Here is a 26,848-nt window from a genome sequence, read left to right as displayed (position 1 = left end):
CTGCAGCCTGCCCGCTGCGGCCCGGAAAAAAGCGCCTCTGGGTCGGCTTGACTAATTAGATATCAAACTATAATGATTAGATATCTAATTAAAGGAGCAAGCCATGTCCTCACTCGATCGCAGAAAATTTCTGATGCTGGCCGGTGGTGGCGTCGTCGTCGCCGCAGGCGCATCGGCCGGCGTCTTTGCGGCGACGCGCACACCGGCCCGCGCGCTTGAACCCTGGGAGCGCGCCGGCGCTCCCGCCTATGCCGACCCGCGCATGCGCGCCCTGTCCTACGCCATCCTCGCGCCCAATCCGCACAATCGGCAGCCATGGACGGTCGCGCTTGAAGGTGATGACACGGTCCGGATAGGGTTCGACAATGCCCGGCAACTGCCGCACACCGACCCGTATGACCGGCAGTTGACCATCGGCATGGGCTGCTTCCTCGAACTGATGGTCATGGCTGCCGCCCAGGACGGCCACCGGGTCGATCTCGACCTTTTTCCGGCGGGCACGTCGCCTGACGGCCTGACCGGTGCGCCGGTCGCCGTCGCCCGGTTTGCGCAGGACGCTGCTGTCGAACGCGACCCGCTGTTCGCCCATGTGCTGGCGCGCCGTTCTGCGAAGGGCAGCCACGACACGGACCGGCCGGTTCCCCAGGCCGGACTCGACGCGATGATCCGCGTTGCGCGCCACGGCACGCGTGTCGGCGGGACCCTCGCGCCGGACGAAATCGCGCAATGGCGCGAACTCACGGCCAATGCCTTGCGCATCGAATTCGAGACGCCGCGCACCTACAAGGAGTCGGTCGATCTGTTCCGCATCGGCAAGCGTGAGATCAACGCCAACCCCGACGGCATCGAACTGCCCGGCGCGCCGCTCGAAGTGTTGAACGCGCTCGGTCTTTTCACGCGACAGACCGCGCTCGACACCGGCTCGTTCGCCTACGAACAGGGCTTGGCCTCGGTGCTTGGCCCGGTCGCGACATCGATGGGATTTGTCTGGAGCGTGACCGGCGACAACAGCCGTTCGAGCCAGATCGGTGCCGGGCGCGATTGGGTGCGCATCAACCTTGCCGCCACGGCCCAGGGAATTTCGTTCCATCCGCTGAGCCAGTCGCTGCAGGAATTTGCCGAGATGGAACCGCTCTACACCGAGGTTCACGAACGGCTGGCGACCGATGGCGGCACGGTTCAAATGCTCGCGCGCATCGGCTATGGTCCCGCCGCCGGCCCGACCCCGCGCTGGCCGTTGGAATCCCGACTTGTGGAAGGGCCGCAAAGCTGACAGAGACGCCGCCCGGCAAAGGCTCGCCGTTCGAATTCTTCAACGAGGTCGGCATTATCGGCCAGTTGGGCACCGCGCGGTTCCAGAAGGTCCTGCCGGACGGCATGCATCCGTCGCATTTTGGTGTGCTCAACCACATGGTGCGTCTCGGCGACGCGAAAACGCCGGCGCAACTGGCGTCGGCCTTTCAGGTCACCCGGGCGACCATGAGCCACACGCTGGCGCTCCTCGAAAAGCGCGGCCTGATCCGGCTGGCAGCCAATGAGCGCGACGCGCGCTCCAAGCTGGTCTACCTCACCGATGAGGGCAGGGCCTTCCGCAACGCGGCCATCGGCGCGGTCGAAGCCATGGTGGGCGATGTGTTCGACGACGCGATGCTCGATCATCTGGCCAAGGCGCTGCCGCATCTGCGCGCCATTCGAAAGCGGCTCGACGAGAACCGCTGACCATGCCTCAGGCCGCCTTCTTCGCGGTCACCTGGTAATCCTTGACCGCTTCGAAGCTGATCGCCGGCGCGCGCTCGGCCTCATAGTTCAGCGAAAAACCGTTCTCGGCGAGGAACACCGGATCGCCATCCAGATCGCGGGCGATCGCCGCACGCTGCTTGGCGATGAAACCGTCGAGCGCCGCGCGGTCATCGGACGAAATCCACCGGCAGACGGAGAACCGTGCGCTTTCGAAGTCAACCGGCAGCGCGTATTCCGCCTCGAGCCGTGCCTTGAGCACGTCGAGCTGCAGCGCGCCGACGACACCGACAATAGATGGCGAACCGTCTTCGGGAATGAAGAGCTGGACGACGCCTTCTTCGGCCATCTGCGCCAGCGCCTCGGTCAGTTTCTTGCCCTTCATCGCATCCATCAGCCGCACGCGGCGCAGGATCTCGGGCGCGAAGTTCGGCACGCCGCGAAAGACCAGCGCTTCGCCATCGGTCAGCGTGTCGCCGATGCGCAGCGTGCCATGGTTGGGAATGCCGACGACATCGCCGGCAAAGGCGCTGTCTGCGGTCTGGCGCTGGTGGGCGAAGAAGAATTGCGGCGCCGACAGCGTCACCGCCTTTCCGGTACGCACGAGCTTTGCCTTCATGCCCCGCTCAAGGGTACCCGAGCAAACGCGGGCGAACGCGATCCGGTCGCGATGGTTGGGATCCATGTTGGCCTGGATCTTGAAGACGAAGGCGGTCATGCCCGTCTCGGTCGCCTCCACCTTGCGCAGGTCTGCCTCCTGCGCGCGGGGGCGCGGCGCGAACTCGGCCAACGCGTCGATCAAGTCGCGCACGCCATGATTGCGCAGCGCCGAGCCGAAAAAGACCGGTGTCAGATGGCCTTCCAGATAGGCGTCGCGATCGAATGGCCGGCAGGCTTCCCGCGCCAGATTGACTTCCTCGATGAACCCATCGCGTTCGTTTTCCGGCAGAAGGCCAGCCGCGCTGTCCGCCTCGGGGCCGTTGACCGGCGTGCGCCCGGCGTCCGCGTCGCCAAGGCGCACCGCGGACTGCGCCAGATGATAGGTGCCCGAGAAGGTCTTCGCGCGGCCGATCGGCCAGGTCACGGGCGCCGTGTCCAGCGCCAGCTTTTCTTCGACCTCGTCGAGGATCTCGAACGGATCGCGGCTTTCCCGGTCCATCTTGTTGACGAAGGTGATTATCGGAATGTCGCGCAGCCGGCACACTTCGAAAAGTTTCAGCGTGCGCGGCTCGATGCCCTTGGCCGCGTCGATCACCATGATCGCGCTGTCGACCGCCGTCAGCGTGCGATAGGTGTCGTCGGCAAAGTCCTCATGCCCGGGCGTATCGAGCAGGTTGAAGACGTTGCCGCCATATTCGAACGTCATCACCGAAGTGACCACCGAAATGCCGCGTTCGCGCTCGATCTTCATCCAGTCGGACCGCGACTGGGTCCGGTTCTTCTTGGCCTTGACCTCGCCGGCGAGCTGGATGGCGCCGCCGAACAGAAGCAGCTTCTCGGTCAGCGTCGTCTTGCCCGCATCGGGATGCGAGATGATGGCGAAGGTCCGCCGGCGGGCGACCTCGTCTTGGAGCGATTGCGGCATGGTGGGCCTGTTCCTGGGTCGCGCGGTGTCTGGCAGGGTGCGCAGGCGGTGTCAATCGTGCCAGTATGACCGACGATCGGGGCCGAGGGAGCACGCCATGTCCGACAAGATCGAAGTGCGGAACGTCAATGTTCCGGGCCGCGTGGAACGGGTCGACGCGGCCAAGTACGCGGCCATGAAGACCGCCATGCTGGCCACTCTGCCCGACGGCCCGCCGGGTTTGACCGGCCGGGAGATCAAGGAGGCGGCATTGCCGCACCTGCCCGCAACGCTGTTTCCGCAGGGCAAGACGGCAGGCTGGTGGGCCAAGACAGTCCAGCTGGACCTGGAGGCACGGGGCGAACTGGCGCGGAGCAAGGCCTCGCCTTTGCGCTTTTGGCGCACAGGCTGATTGTTCATCGCGGCCGCGCGGCAATGGATGTCCGCAATCGGACGGCCAGCCATTGACGGCAGGCGCGCGACGGCGCATCAGGCGGTCATGAATGCGACCGTCGTGACCTTCATCCGTCTTTCTCACGCAGACGGGCTCGATCTTCCCGCCTATGCCACCGAGGGCGCGGCCGGCATGGACATCCGCGCCGCCGTGCCGGACGATGTGCCGTTCGTTCTGGCGCCCGGTGAACGGGCTGCGGTGCCCACCGGTTTCGTCATGGTGGTTCCCGATGGATTCGAGGGGCAGATCCGGCCCCGTTCGGGCCTCGCCGTCCGTCACGGCGTCACCTGCCTGAACACGCCGGGCACGATCGACAGCGACTATCGAGGCGAGGTGCATGTGCTGCTGATCAATCTCGGCCACGACGTCTTCGAGATCACGCGCGGCATGCGCATCGCGCAGATCGTCATCGCGCCGGCGGTCCGGGCGGCGACCGCCGAGACGACCGAGCCGCCGGACGCGACCGGGCGTGGCGCCGGTGGCTTCGGATCCACCGGCACCCATTGACCGGCGCTGGATATCTTGTACCGGTGACAGGATTGCCACAGACAGACCATCGGCTCGGTGATAGGGCTTGCCGGTGATCCCGAAGCGGAACCGCGCCGATGACCCTGCCCGATTTTCTGACCTATGCGATCGCGCTTGCCATCGCCGCCGCCATTCCGGGGCCCGGCGTGATCGCCATCGTCGCGCGGGCGCTCGGCGCCGGCCTCCGCCCGACACTGCCCATGCTGTTCGGGCTGGTGCTGGGTGACGTTGTCTATCTGGCCGCGGCGATCCTTGGCCTCGCCTATGTCGCATCGACCTTCGGCACGCTGTTCGTCGTCATCAAATATGCCGGCGCCGCCTATCTCGTCTGGATGGCCATCGGGTTCTGGCGGGCCGGGGTCACCGCCGAAACGATCGATGCGAAGGCCGATGGCGGCGGTGCGGTGGCCGGCTTCGTCGCCGGCCTGCTGGTCACGCTCGGCAATCCCAAGACGATGGTCTTCTATCTGGCGCTTCTGCCAACCCTGATCGACATGACGGCGGTGACCATGGCGGACTTCACCATCCTGATCGCCGTGACATTTCTCGTTCTGGTCGCCGTCATGGTGCCCTATGCGGGGCTGGCGGGCCGGGCACGCATCTTCCTGAGGACGCCGCGGGCGCTCAAGGCGCTCAACCGGTTTGCGGCCACATGTCTGGGCGGGGCGGCGGTCGCCATCGCCGCCCGCGCGGGCTGACCGGCTGGCGCCATCCGGCCGGATCGGCGGTCTTGCGCCGGTGCCGGCCGCAAATGGGCCGGTTCGGCCCGGTTTCCATCACGCCGCGGCGGCCATCGCATCGCCCATGATGCGGTAGGAGATGGCCTCGGCAATGTGGATCCGGCCGACCGCGTCGTGCCCGTCGAGATCGGCCAGTGTCCGCGCCAGCTTCAGGATGCGGTGATAGCCGCGTGCCGAAAAGCGCATCTTGTCGGCAGCGTCCGCAAGCAGTTGAAGCGCGCCGCCATCGGCCTTCGCCACCTCCTCGATCATCGCCGTCGGGCAGTGCGCATTGACGCCGACCTCCGCCATGCCGAGACCGGTGTATCGGTCTGCCTGCAGTGCGCGCGCCCCTGCAACCCGCGCAGCCACCGCCGCGCTCGTCTCTCCCGGCTTGCGGCGGATCAGGTCGCCCGGCATCACCGCCGGCACCTCGACGCGGACGTCGATCCGGTCCATCAGCGGCCCCGAAATCCGCGCCTGGTAGTCGGTCTGGCAGCGCGGGCCGCGTGAACAGGCATGCCCGGGCGTGCCGGCCATGCCGCACCGGCACGGGTTCATCGCCGCGACGAGCTGGATGCGGGCGGGATAGGACACACGGTGATTGGCGCGGGCGATCATGCAATTGCCGGTTTCCAGGGGCTGGCGCAGACTGTCCAGCACCTGCGGCGCGAATTCGGGGAACTCGTCGAGAAACAGAACGCCATTGTGCGCCATCGACACTTCGCCGGGCCGCGCCCTGAGCCCGCCACCGACCATGGCGGCCATCGAGGCCGAATGATGCGGCGCGCGGAACGGGCGCCGGTCGGTCAATTCGCCGCCCGCAAGTTCGCCGGCGATGGAGGCGATCATCGAGACATCGAGCAGTTCGCGCGCCGACAGCGGCGGCAGGATCGACGGCAAGCGCTGCGCCAGCATGGATTTGCCCGAACCGGGCGGGCCGACCATCAGGAGGTTGTGACCGCCCGCCGCGGCGACTTCCAGCGCACGCCGCGCCGTTTCCTGTCCCTTGATGTCGGCCATGTCGGGCAGGTTGGATGCCGCCTCGCGCATCGCCGCCCGTGGCCGCGACAGCGCCTGCGTGCCGCGAAAATGATTGGCAAGCCCGATCAGGCTGACCGGCGCGAGGATCGGCATGGTCGCATCCGCCCATGCCGCTTCGGCGCCGCAGGCCGCCGGACAGATCAGGCCTTTTCCCGAGGCATTGGCCGCAATTGCCGCCGGCAGGACACCGGCGACCGGCGCGATGGTGCCGTCGAGCGACAATTCCCCCAGCACGGCAAAGCCGGCCAGCGCGTCGGAGGGAATGGCGCCCAGCGCCGCCATCAGTCCCAGCGCGATCGGCAGATCGAAATGGCTGCCCTCCTTGGGCAGGTCGGCCGGCGCCAGATTGACGGTCACACGCTTGGGCGGCATCGACAGACCCGATGCATGCAAGGCCGACTGGACCCGCTCGCGGCTTTCGGCGACGGCCTTGTCCGGCAGGCCGACGATCTGCATCATCATCTTGCCCGGCGCCACCATCACCTGAACATCGACCGGCACCGCCTCGATGCCCTGGAAGGCGACTGTCGTCACACGTGCGACCATGTCCTTGCCCCCTGTGCGCGAAGGGCGTGGCGCGTGCACCGGACCATCCGCCGCGCACAACCCGCACCCGTCAATCAATCAAGCACAGGTTGTGAAACAAGGCAAGAACATTTTGGGAACAAATACGCGTCAAGGCTGTATTCAGGTTGTGGCCGATTGTATGGCGGAACAAACGGGCGCCGGTCAGCGCCGCTTTTCGACCGCATCCCAGAAAAGCGCCGCAATGTCGGCGCCTCCGAACTTGGCGACTTCGCGCACGCCCGTCGGCGAGGTCACGTTGATCTCGGTCATGAGACCGCCGATCACGTCGATGCCGACCAGGATGAAGCCACGCTCCCGCAGCGCCGGCCCGATCGCCGCGCAGATCTCGCGCTCGCGCTCGGTCATCTCGGTCGCCAGCGCCTTGCCGCCCACATGCATGTTCGAGCGCGTGTCGCTTTCATGCGGCACGCGGTTGATGGCGCCCACCGGCTCTCCGTCGATCAGGATGATGCGCTTGTCGCCGGCGCGGACATCGGCCAGATAGCGCTGGGCGATGATCGGCTCGTTGGTCAGCTGGCCGAACATCTCCATCAGCGAGGTCAGGTTGCGGTCGCCATCGCGCAGGTGGAAGACGCCGGCACCGCCATTGCCATAGAGCGGTTTGACGATAATGTCACCGAACTCGCGCCGGAAATCGGATATCGCATCGACATCCTTGGTGATCAGCGTTTCGGGCATGAAGTCGGCAAACTCCATGACGAAGATCTTTTCGGGCGAATTGCGCACCCAGGCCGGGTCGTTGACCACCAGCGTCTGCGGATGGATGCGTTCGAGAATATGCGTCGTCGTGATGTAGTTCATGTCGAACGGCGGGTCCTGCCGCAGAAGCACGACATCCATCCGGGACAGGTCCGTGCGTTGGGCCGGACCCAGGGTGAAATGATCGCCCTTGACGTCGCGCACGGTCAGCGGCTCGAGCAAGGCGCTGACCGTTCCGTCGCGCAGGGCCAGCCGGTCGGGCGTGTAGTGGAACAGGTCATGGCCGCGCGCCTGCGCCTCGAGACACAGGGCGAACGTGGTGTCGCCCTCGATCGCGACGGTGGAGACATGGTCCATCTGGACCGCGATGGTAAGCGCCATGATCGTTCCTCGATTGGGTTGGCCCTAAGTGGCGCGCGTGCGCGGCAAAATCAATCGGCTTCAGGCCGTGAAAACCGCCGGCACATGCACAGGCCAGCGGCCCGGAAGCACAGCGACCAGATCGAATCTTACCGAAAGCCGGCCATGGTCCGGCTGTCCGGCCAGCCAGTGATCGGTCGCGCTGATGATGCGCCGGCGCCCGTAAGGCGTCACGGCGTCCATCGCCTCGGCCAGTGACGGCCTTGCCTTGACCTCGACGATCGCCACCAGATCGCCGCGCCGGACGATCAGGTCGATCTCGCCCGCCCGGCATTTGTAGCGGCGCGCCACGATGCGGAAGCCTTTGAGGCGCATCAGCCACGCTGCCCGGGTTTCACCGGCGTGGCCGCGCCTTTCGGCTTTTCGGCGCTTGGCGCCGCCCGGTTCAGTCACCGGTCTCTTTCCGCGCAAGGATCCGGGCGTAGAGATCGGCGCGGGGCAGGCCCGTCATCTGCGCGGCTTCCCGCGCCGCCTTGCCCGCCGGCATGTCCGCGAGAAGTCCGGCGAGCAGCGCATCGATGTCAGTCGCCTCGGCTTGGCCGGTTTCCGTCTTCGCCGGCGCGATCAGCAAAACGATCTCGCCCTTTATCGTTTCGTCTCCGAAACGGTTCGACAATTCGTTGACGGTTCCCGTCGTTACGGTTTCGAACCGTTTTGTCAGCTCGCGCGCGACGCACACCGTGCGCTCCGCCCCCATCACTGCCGCGATGGCTTCGAGCGCGCCGACTAGGCGGTGAGGTGATTCAAAGGCGATCAGGGTTGACTGCTGGTGCAGAAGCGAAGCCAACCGGTCGCGGCGGGCCTTGTCTTTCGCCGGCAAAAACCCGACGAACCGAAAATCGTCGGTGGGCAGGCCTGAGGCCGAAAGGGCGGCGAGAACCGCCGATGGACCGGGGATCGGGACAACCGCATGGCCTGCCTGTCTTGCCTCGATACCGAGCCGGTAGCCGGGATCGGAGACCAGAGGCGTTCCGGCATCGGAGACCAGCGCCACGGAGCGGCCGTCGGCCAGCGCGGCGAGCAGTCGAGGACCCGCCTGATCCGCATTGTGCTCATGATAGGCGACCGGTTTGGCGGCAATGCCGTAGCGGTCGAGCAGGCGGCGGGTAATCCGCGTGTCCTCACAGGCCAATACATCGCAGGCGGCCAGCGTTTCCAGGGCGCGGATCGTGACATCCCGCAAATTGCCGATCGGCGTTGCGACCAGATAGAGCGCCGGCTCCAGCGGCGGCGCCGTGATCTCGTGGCCGGCGATCGTGTAGGTCGGTGCACTCATCTCATTGCGCCAGTTCGGCAATCACGGAATCAAGCACAATCCGCCCGCGCGCCGTCGCCCGGATGCGGGCATTGCCGACGCGTTCGACCATGCCCAGATCGATCATCGCCTGCAGCGCCTGTCCATCGATTGTCCGCCCGCCGAGCGCTTCGTGACGTGCCAGATCGACGCCCTCCGTCAGCCGCAGGCCCATCATCAGCATCTCATCCGCCTGGGCCATCCGATCCAGCGTTTCGGTTTCGGCAATGCCGTGACCGTGCCGGCGTACACGCTCCAGCCAGGTCTCGGGATGTCGCTCGGTGATGGTCACGTGCTTTTCGACGGCCTCGCCAACGGCAAACCGTCCGTGCGCGCCGGGGCCGATGCCGGCATAATCGCCGTATCGCCAATAGGTGAGATTGTGCCGCGATTGCGCACCGGGCACGGCATGATTGGATATTTCATATGCCGGCAAACCATGATCGGACGTGATGTCCTGCGTCATCGCGTAAAGATTGCTCGCCAGTTCACCGTCCGGAATGGCGATGCGCCCGGCCGCGTGCAGTGCCTTGAACGGCGTTCCGTCCTCGATGGTCAGCTGGTAGAGCGACAGATGATCGGCCGCGAGCGAGATGGCCTCGCGCAATTCCGATGCCCAGTTTTCAAGCGTTTGGCCGGGCCGCGCATAGATCAAATCGAACGACAGGCGCGGGAATGTCCGCCGCGCCAGTTCGATCGCGGCGCGCGCTTCGTCGGCATCGTGCAGCCGGCCCAGGAATGTGAGATCGGCATCGTTCAGGGCCTGAACGCCGAGCGACAGCCGGTTGACGCCCGCAGTCCTGTAGCCGGCAAATCTGTTCGCATCTGCCGATTGCGGATTGGCTTCCATCGTCACTTCGATGTTGGCCGGAACCCTCCAATGTGCGGCAACCGCATTGAGGAGCGTGCCAACCGTTTCCGGCGTCATCAGGGATGGTGTGCCGCCGCCGATGAAGATCGATGTCACCTCGCGCGGACCGGTCAGGTCCCGCACATGCGCCATCTCGCGAAGGAACGCTTCGGCAAAGGCCGTCTGGTCGACCGGCGCGTGGCGGACATGCGAATTGAAGTCGCAATAGGGGCATTTGGCCGCGCAGAACGGCCAATGCAGATAGACGCCGAAGCCCGGCGATCCGTCATCGCCATTGAGCGGCGCCGGGGCTGTTTGATCAGGTGACGCCCAGACAGTCATGGGCAAACAGTTTGAACGCGCGGGCGCGATGCGACAAGGCGTCGGTTTCGCCCGGTTTCCAGCCATGCTTTTCCTCGGCGGTCATCTCGCCGAACGTGCGGCTGTGTCCATCGGGCACGAACACCGGATCATAGCCGAAGCCCAGATCGCCGCGCGGCGGCCATATGAGATGGCCCGGCGCCTCGCCCCGGAAGAAATCGCAATGCCCGTCGGGAAAGGCCAGACACAGCGTCGCGACGAACGCGGCGCGCCGCTGATCCGGTTCTGCCGCACCCAGCGCCTGAAGCTTTTCCTCGACCGTGCGCATCGCCATCATGAAATCTCGATCGCCATTGCCGGTCTCCGCCCAGTCGGCGGTGTAGACGCCCGGCGCCCCGTCGAGCGCCTCGACGCATAGCCCGCTGTCGTCGGCTAGCGCCGGCAGGCCGGTCGCCTCCATCGCGGCCATCGCCTTGGTTCGCGCATTGTCCTTGAACGTCGTTCCGGTTTCCTCGGGTTCATCAAGACCCAGTTCGCCCGCTGAAACCACATCGAAGCCGAACGGGCCGATCAGCCCGCGAATCTCGCGCAGCTTGCCGTCATTGTGCGTGGCAAGCACCAGCCGTCCCGGTTCGAGCCGCCGTGCCATGGTCAGCCCCCGACGGCCTGTTTCTGCATCGCGACCAGATCGGCGACGGCATTCTCCGCCAGACCGAACAGGGCGTTGAACTCGTCACGACTGAACGGCGCGCCTTCGGCGGTACCCTGCACCTCGACGATGCCGCCGGTGCCGGTCATCACGAAGTTGGCGTCGGTTTCCGCGTTGCTGTCTTCGACATAGTCNCTTGGACGCCATCTGGCGCGAATGCATCCAGTCCAGGCAATCGTGCAGCGCGATCCAGCCACCGGTGATCGCCGCCGTGCGTGTTCCGCCATCGGCCTGGATCACATCGCAGTCGACGGTGATCTGGCGTTCGCCAAGCGCTTCGAGATCGACGATCGCCCGCATCGACCGGCCGATCAGACGCTGGATTTCCAGCGTCCGGCCGCCCTGCTTGCCCGATGACGCCTCGCGACGCATCCGGTCGCCAGTGGCGCGTGGCAGCATGCCATATTCGGCCGTCACCCAGCCGCGGCCGGAATTGCGCAGCCATGGCGGAACCCGCTCTTCAAGGCTCGCGGTGCACAGAACGTGTGTGTCGCCGAACTTGATCAGGCAAGAGCCTTCGGCATGCTTGGAGATGCCGCGCTCGAACGAGACGGCGCGCATTTGGTCGGGCATGCGCCCGGATGGCCGATTCATGGAATGTCCTTCGGGTTTGAAATCCGCGCCGTGTCTAGACGGTTTGCGCGCCCGATGGAACCGTGCGCTGTCGCCCCTTTCCCGAATTCCGTCGCTGGCATATATCTGGGGCAACAGGGATTGCCACGCGCCAATGCAGCATATCACCCCGACAGCCACCGAACTGGACGAAAAGCTCGACGAGAGATCGCGCGACATCTTCCGGCGCATCGTCGAAAGCTATCTCACCGAGGGCGAGCCGGTCGGCTCGCGCAACCTGTCCAAGATGTTGCCGACATCGCTGTCGCCGGCCTCGGTGCGCAATGTGATGAGCGATCTGGAGGCGCTCGGCCTGATCTATGCGCCGCACGTCTCTGCCGGGCGACTGCCGACCGAGCAGGGTCTGCGTTTTTTCGTCGATGCCTTCATGGATGCCGGCGCCGTCAGCGACGAGGAACGAGCGATCATCGACCAGCAATTGGGCTCCGGCGAGGGCCATCCGCATACCGAGCAATTGCTGACCGAGGCCAGCCAGATGCTCAGCCGGGTGTCGAGCGGCGCGGGGCTCGTGCTGGCGGCCAAGCGCGACGGCGCGATGAAGCATATCGAATTCGTGCGCCTCGAAGAAACCAAGGCTCTGGCCGTTCTGGTCTGGGAATCGGGCGAGGTCGAGAACCGCATCATCGACCTGCCTGCCGGCATGACGGCATCGCAACTGGCCGAAGCTGCCAATTTCCTCAACCATCATGCGCGCGGGCAGACGCTTGCCGACGTCCGCCGCGCCATCAACGCGATGCGCGGCGAAATCCGCGCCGAACTGGATGCGCTCAGCGCCAGCCTTGTGGAACGTGGGCTGGCGGTCTGGTCTGGCGCCAATGACGGCCATCCCCGCCAGCTCATCGTGCGCGGCCGCGCCAATCTTCTTGAAAACCTCACCGACGCCGAGGAGATCGAGCGCACCAAGATGCTGCTCGACGATCTCGAGCGCAAGGACGAGATCATCAGCGTTCTCGACATGGCCGAGGAAGGCTCGGGCGTGCGCATCTTCATTGGATCGGAGAACCGGCTGTTTTCGCTGTCCGGCTCGTCCTTGGTCGTTGCGCCCTATCGCGACACCAACCGCCGGGTGATCGGCGCGCTGGGCGTATTGGGGCCGACACGGCTCAACTATGCCAAGATCGTGCCGATGGTCGACTACACCGCGCAGCTGATTTCGCGCATGATCGAACGCGAATAGCACAGCGCCGCCGGGCTTGATTTTTCGCTGCGCACACTCGATATCGCGCCCAGCTTTGAATTCCCAACCGAATGGACATGACGAATGGCTGACAATGATCGAAAGCCGGAGACCTCCGGCGCTGACATCAATCCCGGCAGCCGCGAAAACCTCCGCAAGGCCGCCGATGAGCTTCTGAAGGCCGACCGCGCCGCCCGCCGCCGCGCCGCCGCCGAAGATGCCGATGCCTATGCGGCGTTTGGCGAAGAGGACGGCGCCGATGAGGCCGAGGGTGCGGTGTTCGGCGATATGGACACAGACAGTGCCGCAGCCGGTTCGATCATTGCCGAGGAAATCGAGGCGATCCAGGCCGAAAACAGCGACATGAAGGACCGGCTGCTGCGGCTTGCCGCGGACATGGAAAACCTGCGCCGCCGCACCCAGCGCGAAGTGGCCGATGCCAAGAGCTTTGCGATCGCCAACTTCGCCCGCGACATGCTGGGTGTGACCGACAATCTTCGGCGCGCCATCGAAGCCGTCACGGCTGAACAGCGCGAGGCCGCCGATGACGTGCTCAAGAACCTGCTCGAAGGCGTCGAACTGACGGAAAAATCCATGCTGTCGACGATGGAGCGCCACGGCGTCAAACAGTTGGCGCCCGAGGGCGAGCGCTTCGACCCCAATTTCCATCAGGCAATGTTCGAAGTGCCCAACCCCGAAGTGCCCAACAACACGGTCGTTCAGGTCGTTCAGGCCGGCTACTCGATTGGCGAGCGCGTGCTGCGGCCGGCCATGGTGGGCGTCGCCAAGGGTGGCCCGAAGCAGGCCGCATCCGAGCCCGAACCCGGCCCGCCCGATGCCGAGGCGGACAAGGACGCGTGATCGACAGAAGCCGTTGCGCCCCTGACAATCAACCCCGGATCAGGCCCGCATCGATCGCCGCCTGGCGGAGGGAAACCTGCGGACGCGGACCGATCTGCTGGATGACGATTCCGGCGGCCAGCGATCCCAGCCGGCCGCATGTCTCCATGTCCATCCCGGCAGTGTAGCCGTAAAGAAAGCCGGCCGCGTAGAGGTCGCCGGCGCCCGTCGTGTCGACCAGCCTGTCGACCGGGTCGGCATCGATGCGCGTGTGCGCGCCGCCGCCATTGATGATCATCGAGCCCTTTTCGGAGCGCGTGACGATGGCGATCTTGCAGTCTTCGGCCAATGCTTCGCGCGCCGTCTCCAGGTCGGCCGTCTGGTAGAGCGATTTTGCCTCGTCCTCATTGGCAAAGACGATATCGACCGTGCCCGAACGCATCAGATCGAGGAACTCGTCGCGATAGCGGTCGACGCAGAACGGGTCCGACAGGCTCATCGCCACCTCGTTGCCATTGGCGTGCGCGATCCTCGCGGTCTCGCGGATGGCCGTCTTGGCGCGCGGCGGGTCCCACAGATAGCCTTCGAAATAGGTGACCTTGGACCCGGCGGCCTTGTCCTCTTCGACGTCTTCGGGACCCAGTTCGACGCAGGCACCCAGATAGGTGTTCATCGACCGCTCTCCGTCGGGTGTGACGAAGATCATGGAGCGCGCCGTCGGCGGAGTACCGGCCAGTTCCGATGTGTCGAAGGCAACGCCCTGGGCACGAATGTCGTGGCGGTAGATGCGGCCGAGCCCGTCATCGGCAACCTTGCCGAAAAAGGCCGCCGTTCCGCCGAAGCTGGCGACACCGGCTGCTGTGTTTCCGGCGCTGCCGCCCGACGTCTCGACGGCCGGACCCATGCGTTCGTAAAGGAGCTCGGCGCGCTCCATGTCGATCAGGTTCATCGCACCGCGGATGATGCCGTTCTCGCGCAGGAAGTCGTCCTCGGCACGTGCGATGATATCGACGATCGCATTGCCGATGCACAGCACATCATAATGACTCATTGGGCGCCCTCGGTCTCGGTCCCGGCGCGTTTAGCCCGTGAACGGCGCGATGGGAAGTGCCGACCGGTCATTGCATGACCGATCACCGGCACCCATCTAGCGGCCATGGTGATTGCATCGGCACGGCGCGCGCTTGGCGAACTGTTCGATCCGGCCTTGCGGCAGGTTCTGTGGAAGTCGGTCGGGCTGACGGTTGTGGGCCTGATCGCCGCCTGGTTCGCCATCCGCTATGCGGTCGAGTGGGCCGCGCTGCCCTATCTGGAAGCGTTCATCGCCGGTTTCGCCCTGCCGGATTGGACCGGCACGATCGGGCTCGTCGCGGCTGTCGCCGCGGGTCTGGCGCTGGCGGTCGGCCTTGCCTTTCTGGTCGGGCCGGTGAGTGCGGTCATCGCCGGCATCTTTCTTGACGATGTCGCCGAACACATCGAACGGCAGGATTATCCCGATGCGCCGACCGGCAGGCCGCTGCCGCTCGGGCGCTCCATCGTGCTCGGCATCAAGTTTTTCGGCGTTGTGGTCGCCGGCAACCTGGCCGCGCTGCTGCTGTTGCTGATACCGGGCGTCAACCTGATCGCCTTTCTGGCGGTCAACGCCTATCTGCTCGGCCGCGAATATTTCCAGTTCGCGGCCATGCGCTTTCATGACGAAAAGACCGCCGCCGAACTGCGCTCCCGCCATTCGGGCACGGTCGTCCTCGCCGGACTTCTGATCGCCGGTTTCATGGCGATCCCGATCGTCAACCTGATGACACCCCTGTTCGGCGCCGCCCTGATGGTGCACCTGCACAAGGCGATTGCCGGCAGGCAGGCGCGCCAGGGGCATATGGCGCCCGCATAGCGCCGCCCGTCAGGCTTCGGTCCCCTTGCCCGCGCGGCGTGTGGTGGCGGTGCGCCGGGCAAGCAGCTTGTCGATCCGCTGGCCGTCCATGTCGATGACCTCAAGCCGCCATCCATCGGCCTCGATGGCTTCGCCCGTGTCGGGCAACCGGCCGAGCCGGTCCAGCATCAGCCCGGCCAGCGTCTCGTAGGACCGGCGATCGGGCAGCAATATGCCGAGCAGTTCGGCCGCCTCGTCCGCCGGCATCGCCCCGTTCATCAGATAGGTGCCGTCGTCGCGCGCCACGACATCCGGCTCTGTCGGTCCGCTTTCGGAGACGAAGGCGCCGGCGATCGATTCCAGTATGTCCGTCGAAGTGATCAGACCCTCGAAATGGCCGCGTTCGTCGCGGACGAACACGACCGGCGTCGGCGCCTCCCGCAGACGGGTCACCACATCGAGCGCGGCCGCCGATTCGGGCACGCTGTCGACGCGATGCAAAAGCGCCTCCAGATCCGGTGCTTTGCCGTCGAGCAGGGCCAGCAGCGCCTCGCGCGTGCGCACCACTCCCTCCACATGATCGAGGCTCTCGCCGGCCGCGGGCAGGAAGGTCTGGCGCGTGGTCTTGAGTTGCTCGGCGATGTCGGCCGGCGGATCGCTCATGTCGATCCATTCGATCTCCATGCGCGGCGTCATCAGGCTGGTCGCGCGGCGATCCGCCAGTCGCATGACGCTTGCGATCATGTCGCGCTCGTCGGTCTCCACCACGCCCGCCTGTTCGGCCTGCGCGATCAGCGACTTGATTTCCTCGTCGGTCACGCGCGGCTCCTCGGCGCCGCCCTGCCCGATAAGCCGCATGATCAGCCGCGTCGAGGCATCGAGAATCCAGACCGCCGGCGCCGCCAGCCGGGCAAACAGCGTCATGGCGGGTGCCACGGCGCAGGCAATGCCTTCCGGGTTGCGAAGGGCCAGCGACTTGGGCACCAGTTCGCCGACGATTACCGACAGATAGGTGACCGCCAGAATGATCGCCGTATAGCCCAACGTGGCCGCCGTTGCCGCGTTCAGCCCCAGCGCGACAAGCGTATCGGCCGCCGCGTCGCCGAACGCCTCGCCCGAAAACGCGCCATTGACGATGCCGACCAGCGTGATGCCGATCTGCACCGATGACAGGAACCGGCCCGGGTCGGCATGCAGCGCGAGCGCGCTTTGCGCGCCGCGGCGGTTCCGGTCGGCGAGCGCCTGAAGCCGCGCCCGCCGCGACGACACGACGGCCAGTTCGGCCAGCGCGAACAGCCCGTTGAGCAGGATAAGCGCGACGACAATGACCAGATTGACGCCCATCAGCCGATCACCTGCGGCGGAAGCGGCACGAGCGGTGCAGGCTCGCTTGTGGTCTTTTCCTTCGACTTGCACAGATCGGCGATCACGCAGGCCACGCAATCGGGCTTGCGCGCCTTGCAGGTGTAGCGGCCATGCAGGATCAGCCAGTGATGGGCGTGATAGAGATACTCTTCGGGGATCACCTTCATCAGGATCGCCTCGACCTCATCGGGCGTTTTGCCCGGCGCCAGGCCTATCCGGTTGCCTATTCGCAGAATGTGGGTGTCGACGGCCATGGTGGGAATGCCGAACGCCATCGACATGACCACATTGGCGGTTTTGCGCCCGACGCCCGGCAGCTTCGTCAGTTCCTCGCGCGTTTGCGGCACCTCGCCGCCGAAATCGTCGATCAGCTTTTGCGACAGCGCGATGACGTTCTTGGCCTTGTTGCGCCAAAGCCCGATGGATTTGATGTAATCGCCCACCTTTTCCTCGCCAAGCGCCAGCATCTTTTCGGGCGTGTCGGCGACCTTGAACAGGTCTCGTGTCGCCCGGTTGACGCCCGCATCGGTCGCCTGCGCCGACAGCGCGACGGCGACCACCAGCGTAAACGGGTTCACATGCGCCAGTTCGCCCTTGGGCTCGGGCCGCTGGATCGAAAAACGCCGGAACATCTCGCGCAATTCGTCCTGCGTGTACTTGGTCCGCGGCAGCCGCCTGGTCCGCTTCTTTGCCGGTCCGGCACGTTTCGCCGTTGGCTTTTTCCCTTGGCTGGCTTCCATTGCGGCCTATAACCTCGATCCATGTCCGTTGCGTCTCCAGACATAGAACCCGCCGCGCCAGCCGAAAAGACGGTATTCGCAGCAGAGCTTTTTCCGCACCGGTCTTTGACACCGGGTGGGTTTGCCCTGCTGATGGGCGTGTTCGCCGCGATCTGCGCGGGCAATGCGGTCTTCTATTTTGCGCTCGGCGCCTGGCCGGTGGCGATCTTCATGATCGTTGACGTGTTGATCCTGTACCTCGCGATCCGCCTGAGCTTCCGTGCCGGCCGGGCGCGCGAGCAGGTCACGGTAACGCGCTCGGACGTGCACATCCGCAAGATCGCACCCAACGGCCGCCATCAGGACCACCACTACAACCCGTTCTGGGCGCGGTTTCACATCGACCGGCATAGCGAAATCGGCATCACCGCGATGCGTCTGACCGGGCAGGGGCGGGCCACATCGATCGGTGCCTTCCTCAATCCCGACGATCGCGAGAGCTTCGCGACGGCGTTTTCGCAGGCTTTGGCGACCGCGCGGCGCTGATCGGCGTTCTCAAGTTTCGGGTGGCGGAGCGCCGGCCTTGATGATCCTATGATGCGCAACCGACATCATTTGGAAAAACGACCATGGAACAGCCGCACGCCGTTCTGACCCAACCCGCATCGATCGAAACCGGCGACTATGAAACCGTTCGCCGGGTCATCGAAAAGATTTCGCAGGACTGGCGTGACCGACCGTCGCTGGAAGCCCTTGCGGACGATGTCGGAATGGAGCCGACCGCCCTTCAGAAGCTGTTCACGCGCTGGGCCGGCCTGTCGCCAAAGGCGTTTTTGCAGGCGGTGACCATCGACCATGCCCGGCGGCTTCTGGCCTCGGACATGCCGCTGCTCGATGCATCCTATGAGCTGGGCCTGTCCGGTCCCGGCCGGCTGCACGATCTGTTCGTCACCCACGAGGCAATGTCGCCCGGCGAGATCAAGGCAAAGGGCGAGGGCTTGATCATCCGGTATGGATATCATCTGTGTCCGTTCGGCATTGCGCTGATCATGGTCACCGATCGTGGCCTGTGCGGCCTGGCCTTTTGCGATCCGGGCGGCGAGCGCGAGGCTTTCGCCGACATGTCCGGCCGCTGGCCCTTTGCCCGTTTTAAAGAAGACATGGCAGCCACGGGACCTTACGCGGCGCGCATTTTCGCGCCGGGCTCCTGGCGGCACGACCAGCCGCTGCGTGTCGTGCTGATCGGGACCGACTTTCAGGTCAGCGTGTGGGAGGCGCTTTTGAAGATCCCGATGGGCAAGGCGGAGGCCTATTCCGAGATTGCCGACCGGATCGGTCGTCCTGCCGCGTCACGCGCCGTCGGCGCGGCGGTCGGCGCCAATCCGGTCTCGTTCGTCGTGCCGTGCCACCGCGCGATGGGAAAGTCCGGCGCGCTGACCGGCTATCACTGGGGCCTGACGCGCAAACGCGCGATCCTGGGCTGGGAAGCCGGGCAGGTGGCCGGCGGTCAGGCCGACGACCACAGCCGCCAGCCCGCATAGCCGAAGACGCCGGCGAGAACCCCTTCGATGGCACGCCGGGCGCGCCTGTAGGCCGCCACCATGACCGGCGAGGCGAAAAGCAGCGCGTAGCCCTGGAACACCACCGCTCCGATCAAAAGGCAGATGCCCAGCGTCGCCAGCAGCACCGGTGTTCCGCCTCCGCTTGTCTGCGTCAGCGCAACGATTGCGATCCACGCCAGAACGGCCTTGGGATTTGTCAGGTGCAACAGCGCGCCACGGGCGAAATGGCCGGTCAGCGACCTGGCATTGCTTGCGGCGGCCGGGACCGGCCTTGCCGACAGCGCGCTGCGCAACGCCCTGGCCGCCAGCCAGATCAGATAGGCGCCGCCTGCGATCTTCATTGCGATGAGCCCCCAGGCGATCGTGTTGAGCCAGGCCGAGAGGCCAATCGCGGCCGCCATCGCCCATGTGAACGAACCAAGCTGGACGCCTGCGGCGAACGCCATGCCCGCCGCGCGCCCGCGCGCCATGGCCGTAGCCATGATGCCGAGCGTCGCCGGCCCGGGGCTCGCGGCGGCCACGGCAAAAACGGCAAGAACCGCCATCATTGCCGGCCAGTGGTCCGAGAACAGTGTGAAGAGGTCGGTCATGCGCATCTCTGGGCAATCTTGCCTTCTCGGCACCCGACATCTCAGACCTTGAGAGTGCTGTTGGCAAGCGCCCAAAGCGCCTATAGGTTACAACACGGTCTGAAGGAGACGAATGTGCCGCGCACATACACCGTACGAGCGGTCTGGGACGATGACGCCAAGGTTTGGGTTGCCGACAGCGACATCGAAGGACTTCATATTGAAGCCGATAGCATCGATGCGTTCGAATCGACTCTGCACGACGTCGCCGCCGAGCTTGTTGCGGCCAATCACGTGACCGATGCCGATCTGGACAAGTTTACAGCGCGTGACCTGATTCCAGCGATCGTCTTCGTGAAGCCCGAGCCGCAGGCTGCCTGACTTCACAGGCGCTTTTGGCTGCCCGCTGATTTCAAAATGTTGTTGGCGGTATGCCGGCTTTTGAGGTTGCGTGGCACGATTAACAGCTTGCCAGTCGTCTGGTGACGCCATTTCTCGTGGCTTCCCTTGGCGGGCTTCCAATAGGCGTATCCCACTTCGCTGATTGTCTTGGTGACGGTTCGGTAGAAATCATTGGGCACGGCGGCTGCACTCCGCTGTCTTGAAGAGCCGATTCGCATCGGCTGCGGCCACAGCTCAGCAAAGAAAAATCACATTAGGCACCGGACAATGTCCGGCGTGGCCAGCCGGTTCATCAAGATCAATGCGCGCCGGACATGTCGCCGAGCACTTCCTTGGCGGCGACGGTCGAATCGGCGTGCAGGCGATAGACCATCGGTACGCCGGTGCCGAGGTTGAGCTGCGTGATGGACTCTTTGGTATGCCCGTCGAGGATCATGACGAGCGAGCGCAGCGAATTGCCGTGCGCGGCGACCAGAACCGTCTGCCCGCGCAAGACGCGCGGCAGGATCTCTGTCATGTAATAGGGCCAGACGCGGGCGCCCGTGTCGCGCAGGCTTTCGCCGTCTTCGCCGGGCGGCGGCGTGTCGTAGGACCGGCGCCAGATGTGAACCTGATCCTCGCCCCATTTGGCGCGCGCATCGTCCTTGTTGAGCCCGGCCAGATCGCCATAATTGCGCTCGTTCAGCGCTTGGTCATGGATGGTCTCGAGGTCCGACTGGCCGACACCGTCCAGGATCATCTGGCAGGTGCGTTCAGCGCGCACGAGCACGGACGTGAAGGCGATGTCGAATTTCATGCCGCGTTCGGCCAGCACCTTGCCCGCCTCGATCGCTTCGGCCACGCCCTGCTCCGTCAGGTCCGGATCGCGCCAGCCGGTGAACAGGTTCTTCTTGTTCCATTCGCTCTGTCCGTGGCGGACCAGAACCATCGTACCGGACATCGGCTTTCTCCCCAAGTCGGTTGACTGAATTAGCTGACGCCCAGAACGTCACGCATGGAATAGAGCCCCGGCGCCTGGCCGCGCGACCAGATCGCCGCCTTGACCGCGCCCCGGGCGAAGATACCGCGATCCTCGGCATGATGGGACAGGACAAGCCGCTCGCCCGGCCCGGCCATGATCACCGAATGATCGCCGACCACCGAGCCGCCGCGCAGCGTCGCGAAACCGATCGCGCCGGCGGCGCGCGGACCCGTGTGGCCGTCGCGCATGCGCACCGAATTCTGGTCCAGATCGATGTCGCGCCCGGTCGCCGCGGCCTGGCCGAGCAGCAGCGCGGTGCCCGACGGGGCGTCCACCTTGTGCTTGTGGTGCATTTCGAGGACCTCAATGTCCCAATCCGATGCTTCCAGCGCCGCCGCCGCCCGTTCGACGAGTACGGACAGAAGGATGACGCCCATCGACATGTTGCCGGATTTGACGATGACGGTGCGCTCGGCGGCCAGATGCACATGCGCCTCGTCGTCGGCGCTCATGCCGGTCGTGCCGATGATATGCGCGATGCCCTTTTGGGCGGCCATGTCGGCGAACGCCCGCGTTGCTGCCGGCGCAGTGAAATCGAGGATGGCATCGGCGCCGTCAAAGGCTTCGTCCGGGTCGGCGGTCACGGTTACGCCATTGGCGCCCAGGCCCGCCACTTCGCCCGCATCGCGCAGGATCGCATCGGCCCCTTCGCGCTCGAGCGCGCCCGAAAGCCGCGCCGCCGGATCGTTCGCAATCGCACCGATCAGCGCCTGGCCCATGCGCCCGCCTGCTCCGACGACGGCAATGGCAACCGGTTCGCTCACGCATCCGTCTCCATTATCGGCTCGGCGGCATCGGGATCGGTCCCGGCGCCGAGCATGTTCAGCTTGGCATAGAGGCCACCCTTCCGGCTGGCAAGTTCGGCATGAGTGCCGGTCTCGACCACCTCCCCTTTGTCCATGACGACGATCCGGTCGGCGGAGACGATCGTCGAAAGCCGGTGCGCAATGACGATCGTGGTCCGCCCCGCCATCACGTCTTCGAGCGCCTGCTGGACCAGCTTCTCGGATTCGTTGTCGAGCGCCGAGGTCGCCTCGTCGAGCAGCAGGATCGGCGCGTCGCGCACGATCGCGCGGGCAATCGAGATGCGCTGGCGCTGGCCGCCGGACAGGGTCACGCCATTCTCGCCCACCGGCGTGTCATAGCCCTGCGCCTGTTCCATGATGAAGTCGTGCGCATTGGCCTGCCGCGCCGCCGCCTCGATTTCGGCGTCTGTGGCATCGGGCCGCCCATAGCCGATGTTCTGGCGGATCGTGCCCTCGAACAGATAGGGCTGCTGCGAGACGAACGCCATCTGGCCGCGCAGCGAGGAAAGCGTCACGCCGGCAATGTCCTGGCCGTCGATCTCGATCCCCCCGGCATCGATGTCGTAGAAACGCTGCAACAGGGCGATGATCGTCGTCTTGCCGGCGCCCGACGGGCCGACAATGGCCGTCGTCTTGTGCGCCGGGGCGGCGAATGTCAGCCCATGCAGCACCTTGGTGCCATCGCCATAGGCAAAGTCGACATCCTCGAACCGCACGTCGCCTTCGGTGATCGTCAGCGGCGCGGCATCGGCGCGGTCGCTCTGGCGTTCCGGCATGTCGAGGATCTCGTAGATCATCCGCGCATTGACCATCGACTTTTCGAGATTGACCTTGAGCTGGCCGAGGCGCCGTGCCGGGTCGGCGGCCAGAAGCAGCGCCGTGATGAAGGCGAATGTCGCGCCCGGCGGCTGGCCTTCATTGACCGCTCGCAGGCCCGCATAGGCGATAACGCCGGCGACGGCGAGCCCGGCAAAGACCTCCGCTGCCGGATTGACCCGCTCGATGATGCCGGCGAGCCGGTCGGCCTTCGACCTTGCATCGTCGATGATCGCTCCGATGCGCGCGCCCAGCCGCTCTTCCATCGTGAATGCCTTGACCACCGTGATGCCCTGTACCGCTTCCTGCATCGTGCCGACAACGCGCGCATTCAGTTCGACCGTTTCGCGCACCACGTTGCGAATGCGGGCCGACACCCAGGCAACGGCCAGGATCAGGATCGGCGCGACCGAAAAGACGATCAGCGACAGCATCGGGTCCATCGTCACCATGACGACCAGAAGGCCGATCAGCGAGATCAGGTCGCGGCCCAGCGCTGTGAGCGTCAGCGACAGCACGTCGCGGATACCGTTGACGTTCTCGGCGATGCGGGCCGACAGATGGCCCGAGCGCGCTTCGGTGAAATAGCCGATGCCAAGCTTCATCAACTTGTCGAAGACCCGGCTCTGGTAGCGCGCGACCAGATCGTTGCCGATGCGCGCCAGCACCACCGCCTGCACATACATGGCGATGCCGCGCAAAAGGAAGACGCCGATCACCGTGCCCGTAATTATGATGATCAAATCGCCGCGCTGGCGCACGAAGATTTCGTCGACCACGTCGCGCGTGATCCAGGCGACGAACGCCGTGGTCATGCCGATCAGGACGAGGCACACGATGGTGATTGCGTAGTGCCACGCATAGGCGCGGCCGTTTTCCGACAGGATGCGCCGCAGAACCGCGATGACGCCTCCGCCAAGCCCGTCCCTGATCGCGGCCGTGTCCGGTCTGTCGTTCATGGCGCGCGCTATAGCCTATTCAATAGGGCGTGGACAGGCGCTCGGCGCGTCCAGTGCCGGTTTTCCAGCGACACGCCGAACCGCGACGGCGTGCGCGCATAGGCGGCAAGCCCTTCCATCGGCGCGCGGTCGTGCAAGACGGCATAGGTCGGAATGGCACCGACCAGTTCGCCGTGCGGGGCCTTGTTCTCAAAGGCGGTCCGGAAACGCTCGGCATTGAAAAAGGGTAGGATTTTCAAGGTGATGCCGCCGGTGAGATAGACCCCGCCACGCGCCATGAAGACGAGCGCCAGATCGCCGGCCACGCGGCCGAGATATTCGGCGAACAGATCGAGTGTCTCGACGGCGTCCGGATCGGCCTTCTGTTCGGCAGCCTGTGAGACCTCGGATGGGTCGGAAAAGCGCGGTTCGTTGCCGTTGGCGCGAGCGACGGCCCTGTAGAGATTGACCATGCCGCTGCCGCACAGCACCTGTTCGCCCGAGACCCGCCCTTCGATCCGCTCGAGATGGGCGAAGATCTCGGCATCGCGATCGGTCTGCGGGCCGAGATCGACATGGCCGCCCTCGCCGGCGACCGGAATCCAGGTCANCGCGTTCGCCGCCGCCGATCTGCTGCAGATTGCCTTCGTCGAGCGCGACGACCGCGAGCGCCTGTGCCTCGTAATCGTTCAGCACGACCACATCGTCGAACCCCAGTTCCTCGATCATCCGGCGCGGATGGACCACCCAGTCATTGTTGGTCAGGTCGATCGTGTCGCCGTCGGTCGGCCCGGCCACCGCCAGTACGGCGCTGCGCGGCATCAGCGAGGTCTGGTCGAGCACGTGGCTCTGGATCGCGGCATCCAGCGTCGGAAAATCGCGCGTCCGGATGGTCGTAAATGCCTTCGGCTCGGCATTGGCGTCGATGAGGATCGAAAACCGCGCATTGGTGCCGCCGACATCGGCGATCAGGATCGGGAACGGCAAAACGAAGTGGCTGGTGCTGGAGGAGCTAGGCATGGGCCTTTTCCGTGTCTTGCGCCGGGGTGTGCCCCGCAATCAGCGCGGTGAGAAGAATGTCGGCGGTGGCGGCATTGAGCGCCATGGGAATGTCATAGACGATCGCCAGCCGCATCAGCGCCTTGACATCGACATCGTGCGGCATCGGCGTCAGCGGATCGACGAAGAAGATCAGCGAGTCGATGGCGCCTTCGGCAATCATCGCACCGATTTGCTGGTCGCCGCCCAGCGGCCCGCTGCGGAGCCGCGATACATCCAGCGCAGGATCGGCATCGGCAATGCGTCCGCCGGTCGTGCCCGTCGCCACCAGGCTGCAGCGCGACAGAAGCGGCGCATGGCGCCGGACGAACGCGACCATGTCGTCCTTCTTCTGGTCATGGGCGACCAGGGCGATGGTGAGGGCATCGGACATGGTGGTTCAATCGATTTAGAAGACGTGTTTCTCTTAACCGTTTCGGGGTCCGCGTGAAAGATGGGCTCGCATCTTTTTTCGCGCCATCTACTGCCGTGGCCGGTCGGCGGGTATCGGCAGTCGCGCCAGTCCCGGAAGCGCCGCGCGCGCCGGCGCAGCGTCGGCAATCGGAACGGCTGAGGCGATCATCGCAACCTGATCGAATGACGCCGAATAGGTCGCCAGACTCTCCGAGGCCGGGCGCGGCGCGCGCAGCACGCCCCGGCAGGCATTGGGCAGATCGGCGAGCGTCTTTTCGCGGCGCGGCCGGGGCTTTGTGCCCGGCGCCTGCGGTTTCGGCGTCCAGGGTTCGGAGGTGAACCACCAGTCGAGCGAGGCATCGCAGCCATTGCCGGATGCAGGCACCGGGTCCTGCGGCCGGCAATTGGGCGAATCGGCCGGACACTTCATGCGGATATGAAAGTGGTAGTGGTGGCCGTAATAGGGACGGATCTTGATCATCCAGCGATCATTGCCGCGATCGGCGCCATAGGCGTCGCACATCGCCCGCTTGATGCCCGGATGCACGAACAGCCGCTCCACCGCGCCGTAGGACGCTGCCCGCCGCAGCAGTTTGGCATGTTCGGCGGTCCAGATCGCCGGATCGACATGAAGCGTGCCCTGTTTGAGGACCGAGACCGCACTGGTGTTGGCGCGCTCGCTCTGCGTCAGGCGCCGGTTCGGCATTTTTGTCAGCCAGATGTCGGCATCGAGCCCGACCTGATGGGACGCGTGGCCGGACAGCATCGGCCCGCCGCGCGGCTGGGAAATGTCGCCGACCAGAAGGCCCGGCCAGCCATCGGCCGCCGCCTCGCGCGACAGGCGCTGCACCAGCGCGATCAGGTCCGGATGGCCCCAGCGGCGGTTGCGCTCGAGCCGCATGGCCTGCCAGTTCGGACCGTCGATGGGCATCGCGACCGCGCCGGCAATGCAGCCACTGGAATAAAATCCGTGGACGCGGGCTTCGGTCGCCGCCGGCAGCGGCGTGTTGCCGAACAATTGCTTGGCCGGCTCTTCCGCCAGGGCCGGCGTGGAGCCAAGGCCGCACATTAGCGCAAGTCCCACAACCGCAAGCCCGGTCAGCGCCGGTTTGAACCGGGCTCGCATCGAAAATCGTGCAAAAACACCCATCGCCGCCTCCCCGTCGCCTGATTCCGCCCCCAAATCTTGCCGAGTCTATCGCGATTTGCATTCCGCTCCAACCGGCCCGGCCAATCGCCGGCGCCGACACGCCGCGACAGGATTGGTTTACCCCGCCACGGTATGAAGGGTTCCATGAAGCAGACCGGTGAACATGCCGATGCGCCCGGCCGCGGTCCGGCGGTCCAGCCCGCCAGAACCCGGCTCGGCCGGCTTTTCAGCTTCGCCTTCGCCGGCGGCGCCGGCTTCATCGTCGATCTGGCGGTGCTGCGCGGGCTGATCGAGCTGGCTGGCCTTGGTCCTTTTGCCGCCCGCATCCCGGCGATTGGCGCGGCGATGCTGACCACCTGGCTGATCAACCGGACCTTCACCTTCGGTGCCAGCGGCAGGACGGTGGGCAATGAGGCCGCGCGCTATGTCACGGTGGCCATCATCGGCGCGGTGTTGAACTATCTGATCTATTCGGCGGTCCTTTTGGCAACGCCGGACTGGTTCCTGCCCGAAATGGCGACATTCGTTGCCGTCGCCTGCGTCACCGTCTTTTCCTATCTGGGCTATTCGCGGTTCGTGTTCGGCGTGAAGGGCTGAGATCGGG

At 65.4% G+C, this 26,848-nt stretch carries 29 protein-coding genes and 2 pseudogenes; 12 read left to right on the top strand and 19 right to left on the bottom strand.

What is annotated here, in order from left to right; translation table 11 throughout:
* Positions 1-103 precede the first annotated feature (103 nt).
* Together DEM25_RS05165 and DEM25_RS05160 are read left to right on the top strand one after the other, a co-directional pair.
* Positions 104-1,273 (top strand): Acg family FMN-binding oxidoreductase, encoded by a 1,170-nt coding sequence (locus DEM25_RS05165; protein ID WP_109767002.1) that lies wholly within the window; start codon positions 104-106, stop codon positions 1,271-1,273.
* A 65-nt stretch (positions 1,274-1,338) separates the two neighbouring features.
* On the top strand, positions 1,339-1,719 hold the full coding sequence (locus DEM25_RS05160) for a MarR family winged helix-turn-helix transcriptional regulator (RefSeq protein ID WP_245412766.1): 381 nt from the start codon (positions 1,339-1,341) through the stop codon (positions 1,717-1,719).
* A gap of 7 nt (positions 1,720-1,726) precedes the next feature.
* Here the strand turns inward: DEM25_RS05160 and DEM25_RS05155 are convergent, their stop codons facing one another.
* Positions 1,727-3,322 (bottom strand): peptide chain release factor 3, encoded by a 1,596-nt coding sequence (locus DEM25_RS05155; protein WP_109767001.1) that lies wholly within the window; start codon positions 3,320-3,322, stop codon positions 1,727-1,729.
* A 97-nt stretch (positions 3,323-3,419) separates the two neighbouring features.
* Here DEM25_RS05155 and DEM25_RS05150 point away from each other — a divergent pair, with 97 nt between their 5' ends.
* From DEM25_RS05150 to DEM25_RS05140, 3 genes are all read left to right on the top strand, one after another.
* A complete protein-coding gene (locus DEM25_RS05150; RefSeq protein ID WP_109767000.1) occupies positions 3,420-3,713 on the top strand; it encodes a DUF6958 family protein in 294 nt (97 codons plus the stop codon).
* An 87-nt stretch (positions 3,714-3,800) separates the two neighbouring features.
* Positions 3,801-4,262, top strand: coding sequence for a dUTP diphosphatase (gene dut / locus DEM25_RS05145; RefSeq protein ID WP_109767046.1), 462 nt, complete (start codon positions 3,801-3,803; stop codon positions 4,260-4,262).
* 98 nt (positions 4,263-4,360) lie between these two features.
* A complete protein-coding gene (locus DEM25_RS05140) occupies positions 4,361-4,981 on the top strand; it encodes a LysE family translocator (protein WP_109766999.1) in 621 nt (206 codons plus the stop codon).
* Positions 4,982-5,059: 78 nt separating this feature from the next.
* On the opposite strand, the gene DEM25_RS05135 is transcribed toward DEM25_RS05140, so the two are convergent.
* From DEM25_RS05135 to rph, 7 genes and pseudogenes are all read right to left on the bottom strand, one after another.
* A complete protein-coding gene (locus DEM25_RS05135) occupies positions 5,060-6,592 on the bottom strand; it encodes a YifB family Mg chelatase-like AAA ATPase (RefSeq protein WP_109767045.1) in 1,533 nt (510 codons plus the stop codon).
* A gap of 183 nt (positions 6,593-6,775) precedes the next feature.
* Positions 6,776-7,714 carry a glutathione synthase gene (gshB, locus tag DEM25_RS05130; protein WP_109766998.1) on the bottom strand — a complete coding sequence of 313 codons (939 nt, stop codon included), beginning with the start codon at positions 7,712-7,714 and terminating at the stop codon, positions 6,776-6,778.
* Positions 7,715-7,774: 60 nt separating this feature from the next.
* Positions 7,775-8,146 carry a YraN family protein gene (locus tag DEM25_RS05125; RefSeq protein WP_109766997.1) on the bottom strand — a complete coding sequence of 124 codons (372 nt, stop codon included), beginning with the start codon at positions 8,144-8,146 and terminating at the stop codon, positions 7,775-7,777.
* Positions 8,139-9,029 carry a 16S rRNA (cytidine(1402)-2'-O)-methyltransferase gene (rsmI, locus tag DEM25_RS05120; RefSeq protein ID WP_109766996.1) on the bottom strand — a complete coding sequence of 297 codons (891 nt, stop codon included), beginning with the start codon at positions 9,027-9,029 and terminating at the stop codon, positions 8,139-8,141. The genes DEM25_RS05125 and rsmI overlap by 8 nt, the downstream gene beginning before the upstream one ends.
* 1 nt (position 9,030) lies before the next feature.
* Entirely contained in the window at positions 9,031-10,239 is a 1,209-nt protein-coding gene (gene hemW, locus DEM25_RS05115) for a radical SAM family heme chaperone HemW (protein WP_109766995.1), read from the bottom strand.
* Positions 10,217-10,867, bottom strand: coding sequence for an RdgB/HAM1 family non-canonical purine NTP pyrophosphatase (gene rdgB, locus DEM25_RS05110; protein WP_109766994.1), 651 nt, complete (start codon positions 10,865-10,867; stop codon positions 10,217-10,219). The genes hemW and rdgB overlap by 23 nt, the downstream gene beginning before the upstream one ends.
* Before the next feature lie 2 nt (positions 10,868-10,869).
* Positions 10,870-11,521 (bottom strand): annotated as a pseudogene (gene rph / locus DEM25_RS05105) (ribonuclease PH).
* Positions 11,522-11,654: 133 nt separating this feature from the next.
* On the opposite strand from rph, the gene hrcA reads away from it, so the two are divergent.
* Together hrcA and grpE are read left to right on the top strand one after the other, a co-directional pair.
* Positions 11,655-12,737: a heat-inducible transcriptional repressor HrcA gene (gene hrcA, locus DEM25_RS05100; RefSeq protein ID WP_109766992.1), complete on the top strand. Its 1,083-nt coding sequence runs from the start codon at positions 11,655-11,657 to the stop codon at positions 12,735-12,737.
* Between the two features lie 84 nt (positions 12,738-12,821).
* On the top strand, positions 12,822-13,598 hold the full coding sequence (gene grpE, locus DEM25_RS05095; RefSeq protein WP_109766991.1) for a nucleotide exchange factor GrpE: 777 nt from the start codon (positions 12,822-12,824) through the stop codon (positions 13,596-13,598).
* A 28-nt stretch (positions 13,599-13,626) separates the two neighbouring features.
* On the opposite strand, the gene DEM25_RS05090 is transcribed toward grpE, so the two are convergent.
* Complete coding sequence (locus DEM25_RS05090; protein ID WP_109766990.1) at positions 13,627-14,628, bottom strand: adenosine kinase; 1,002 nt, start codon at positions 14,626-14,628, stop codon at positions 13,627-13,629.
* 105 nt (positions 14,629-14,733) lie between these two features.
* Between DEM25_RS05090 and DEM25_RS05085 the strand changes: the two genes are divergently transcribed.
* Entirely contained in the window at positions 14,734-15,465 is a 732-nt protein-coding gene (locus DEM25_RS05085; RefSeq protein ID WP_109766989.1) for a sulfate transporter family protein, read from the top strand.
* A gap of 9 nt (positions 15,466-15,474) precedes the next feature.
* Here DEM25_RS05085 and DEM25_RS05080 read toward each other — a convergent pair whose 3' ends face one another.
* Entirely contained in the window at positions 15,475-16,788 is a 1,314-nt protein-coding gene (locus DEM25_RS05080) for a hemolysin family protein (protein ID WP_109766988.1), read from the bottom strand.
* Positions 16,788-17,549 (bottom strand): endonuclease III, encoded by a 762-nt coding sequence (gene nth, locus DEM25_RS05075; protein ID WP_109766987.1) that lies wholly within the window; start codon positions 17,547-17,549, stop codon positions 16,788-16,790. The genes DEM25_RS05080 and nth overlap by 1 nt, the downstream gene beginning before the upstream one ends.
* 21 nt (positions 17,550-17,570) lie before the next feature.
* On the opposite strand from nth, the gene DEM25_RS05070 reads away from it, so the two are divergent.
* Together DEM25_RS05070 and DEM25_RS05065 are read left to right on the top strand one after the other, a co-directional pair.
* Positions 17,571-18,074, top strand: coding sequence for a DUF2244 domain-containing protein (locus DEM25_RS05070; protein WP_109766986.1), 504 nt, complete (start codon positions 17,571-17,573; stop codon positions 18,072-18,074).
* An 83-nt stretch (positions 18,075-18,157) separates the two neighbouring features.
* Entirely contained in the window at positions 18,158-19,069 is a 912-nt protein-coding gene (locus tag DEM25_RS05065; protein ID WP_109766985.1) for a methylated-DNA--[protein]-cysteine S-methyltransferase, read from the top strand.
* Here the strand turns inward: DEM25_RS05065 and DEM25_RS05060 are convergent.
* Positions 19,036-19,680: a LysE family translocator gene (locus DEM25_RS05060; protein WP_158585170.1), complete on the bottom strand. Its 645-nt coding sequence runs from the start codon at positions 19,678-19,680 to the stop codon at positions 19,036-19,038. The two genes, DEM25_RS05065 and DEM25_RS05060, sit on opposite strands and share 34 nt — an antisense overlap.
* 114 nt (positions 19,681-19,794) lie before the next feature.
* Between DEM25_RS05060 and DEM25_RS17740 the strand changes: the two genes are divergently transcribed.
* Complete coding sequence (locus tag DEM25_RS17740; protein ID WP_158585169.1) at positions 19,795-20,040, top strand: DUF1902 domain-containing protein; 246 nt, start codon at positions 19,795-19,797, stop codon at positions 20,038-20,040.
* Positions 20,041-20,042: 2 nt separating this feature from the next.
* Here DEM25_RS17740 and DEM25_RS17735 read toward each other — a convergent pair whose 3' ends face one another.
* The 7 genes and pseudogenes from DEM25_RS17735 to mepA form a co-directional block, all read right to left on the bottom strand.
* The gene (locus tag DEM25_RS17735; protein WP_158585168.1) at positions 20,043-20,240 is read right to left on the bottom strand and encodes a type II toxin-antitoxin system HicA family toxin; all 198 of its coding nucleotides are present in this window, start codon (positions 20,238-20,240) and stop codon (positions 20,043-20,045) included.
* A 119-nt stretch (positions 20,241-20,359) separates the two neighbouring features.
* On the bottom strand, positions 20,360-21,001 hold the full coding sequence (locus DEM25_RS05050; RefSeq protein ID WP_109766982.1) for a 2,3-bisphosphoglycerate-dependent phosphoglycerate mutase: 642 nt from the start codon (positions 20,999-21,001) through the stop codon (positions 20,360-20,362).
* Between the two features lie 29 nt (positions 21,002-21,030).
* Complete coding sequence (gene dapB / locus DEM25_RS05045; protein ID WP_109766981.1) at positions 21,031-21,846, bottom strand: 4-hydroxy-tetrahydrodipicolinate reductase; 816 nt, start codon at positions 21,844-21,846, stop codon at positions 21,031-21,033.
* Positions 21,843-23,663, bottom strand: a complete 1,821-nt coding sequence (locus tag DEM25_RS05040; protein ID WP_109766980.1) for an ABC transporter ATP-binding protein — start codon at positions 23,661-23,663, stop codon at positions 21,843-21,845. Before DEM25_RS05040 ends, dapB begins: the two co-directional genes overlap by 4 nt.
* Positions 23,664-23,671: 8 nt before the next feature.
* Positions 23,672-24,662 (bottom strand): annotated as a pseudogene (locus DEM25_RS05035) (glucokinase).
* Positions 24,655-25,074 (bottom strand): methylglyoxal synthase, encoded by a 420-nt coding sequence (locus DEM25_RS05030; protein WP_109766978.1) that lies wholly within the window; start codon positions 25,072-25,074, stop codon positions 24,655-24,657. Before DEM25_RS05030 ends, DEM25_RS05035 begins: the two are co-directional and overlap by 8 nt.
* An 87-nt stretch (positions 25,075-25,161) precedes the next feature.
* A complete protein-coding gene (gene mepA / locus DEM25_RS05025; RefSeq protein ID WP_439650649.1) occupies positions 25,162-26,244 on the bottom strand; it encodes a penicillin-insensitive murein endopeptidase in 1,083 nt (360 codons plus the stop codon).
* Positions 26,245-26,388: 144 nt separating this feature from the next.
* Between mepA and DEM25_RS05020 the strand changes: the two genes are divergently transcribed.
* Complete coding sequence (locus tag DEM25_RS05020; RefSeq protein ID WP_109766977.1) at positions 26,389-26,841, top strand: GtrA family protein; 453 nt, start codon at positions 26,389-26,391, stop codon at positions 26,839-26,841.
* Positions 26,842-26,848 lie beyond the last annotated feature (7 nt).

It is taken from the genome of Oceaniradius stylonematis, from assembly GCF_003149475.2.
GTDB classification, from domain to species: domain Bacteria; phylum Pseudomonadota; class Alphaproteobacteria; order Rhizobiales; family Rhizobiaceae; genus Roseitalea; species Roseitalea stylonematis.
This window is presented reverse-complemented; position numbering and strand designations above follow the sequence as displayed.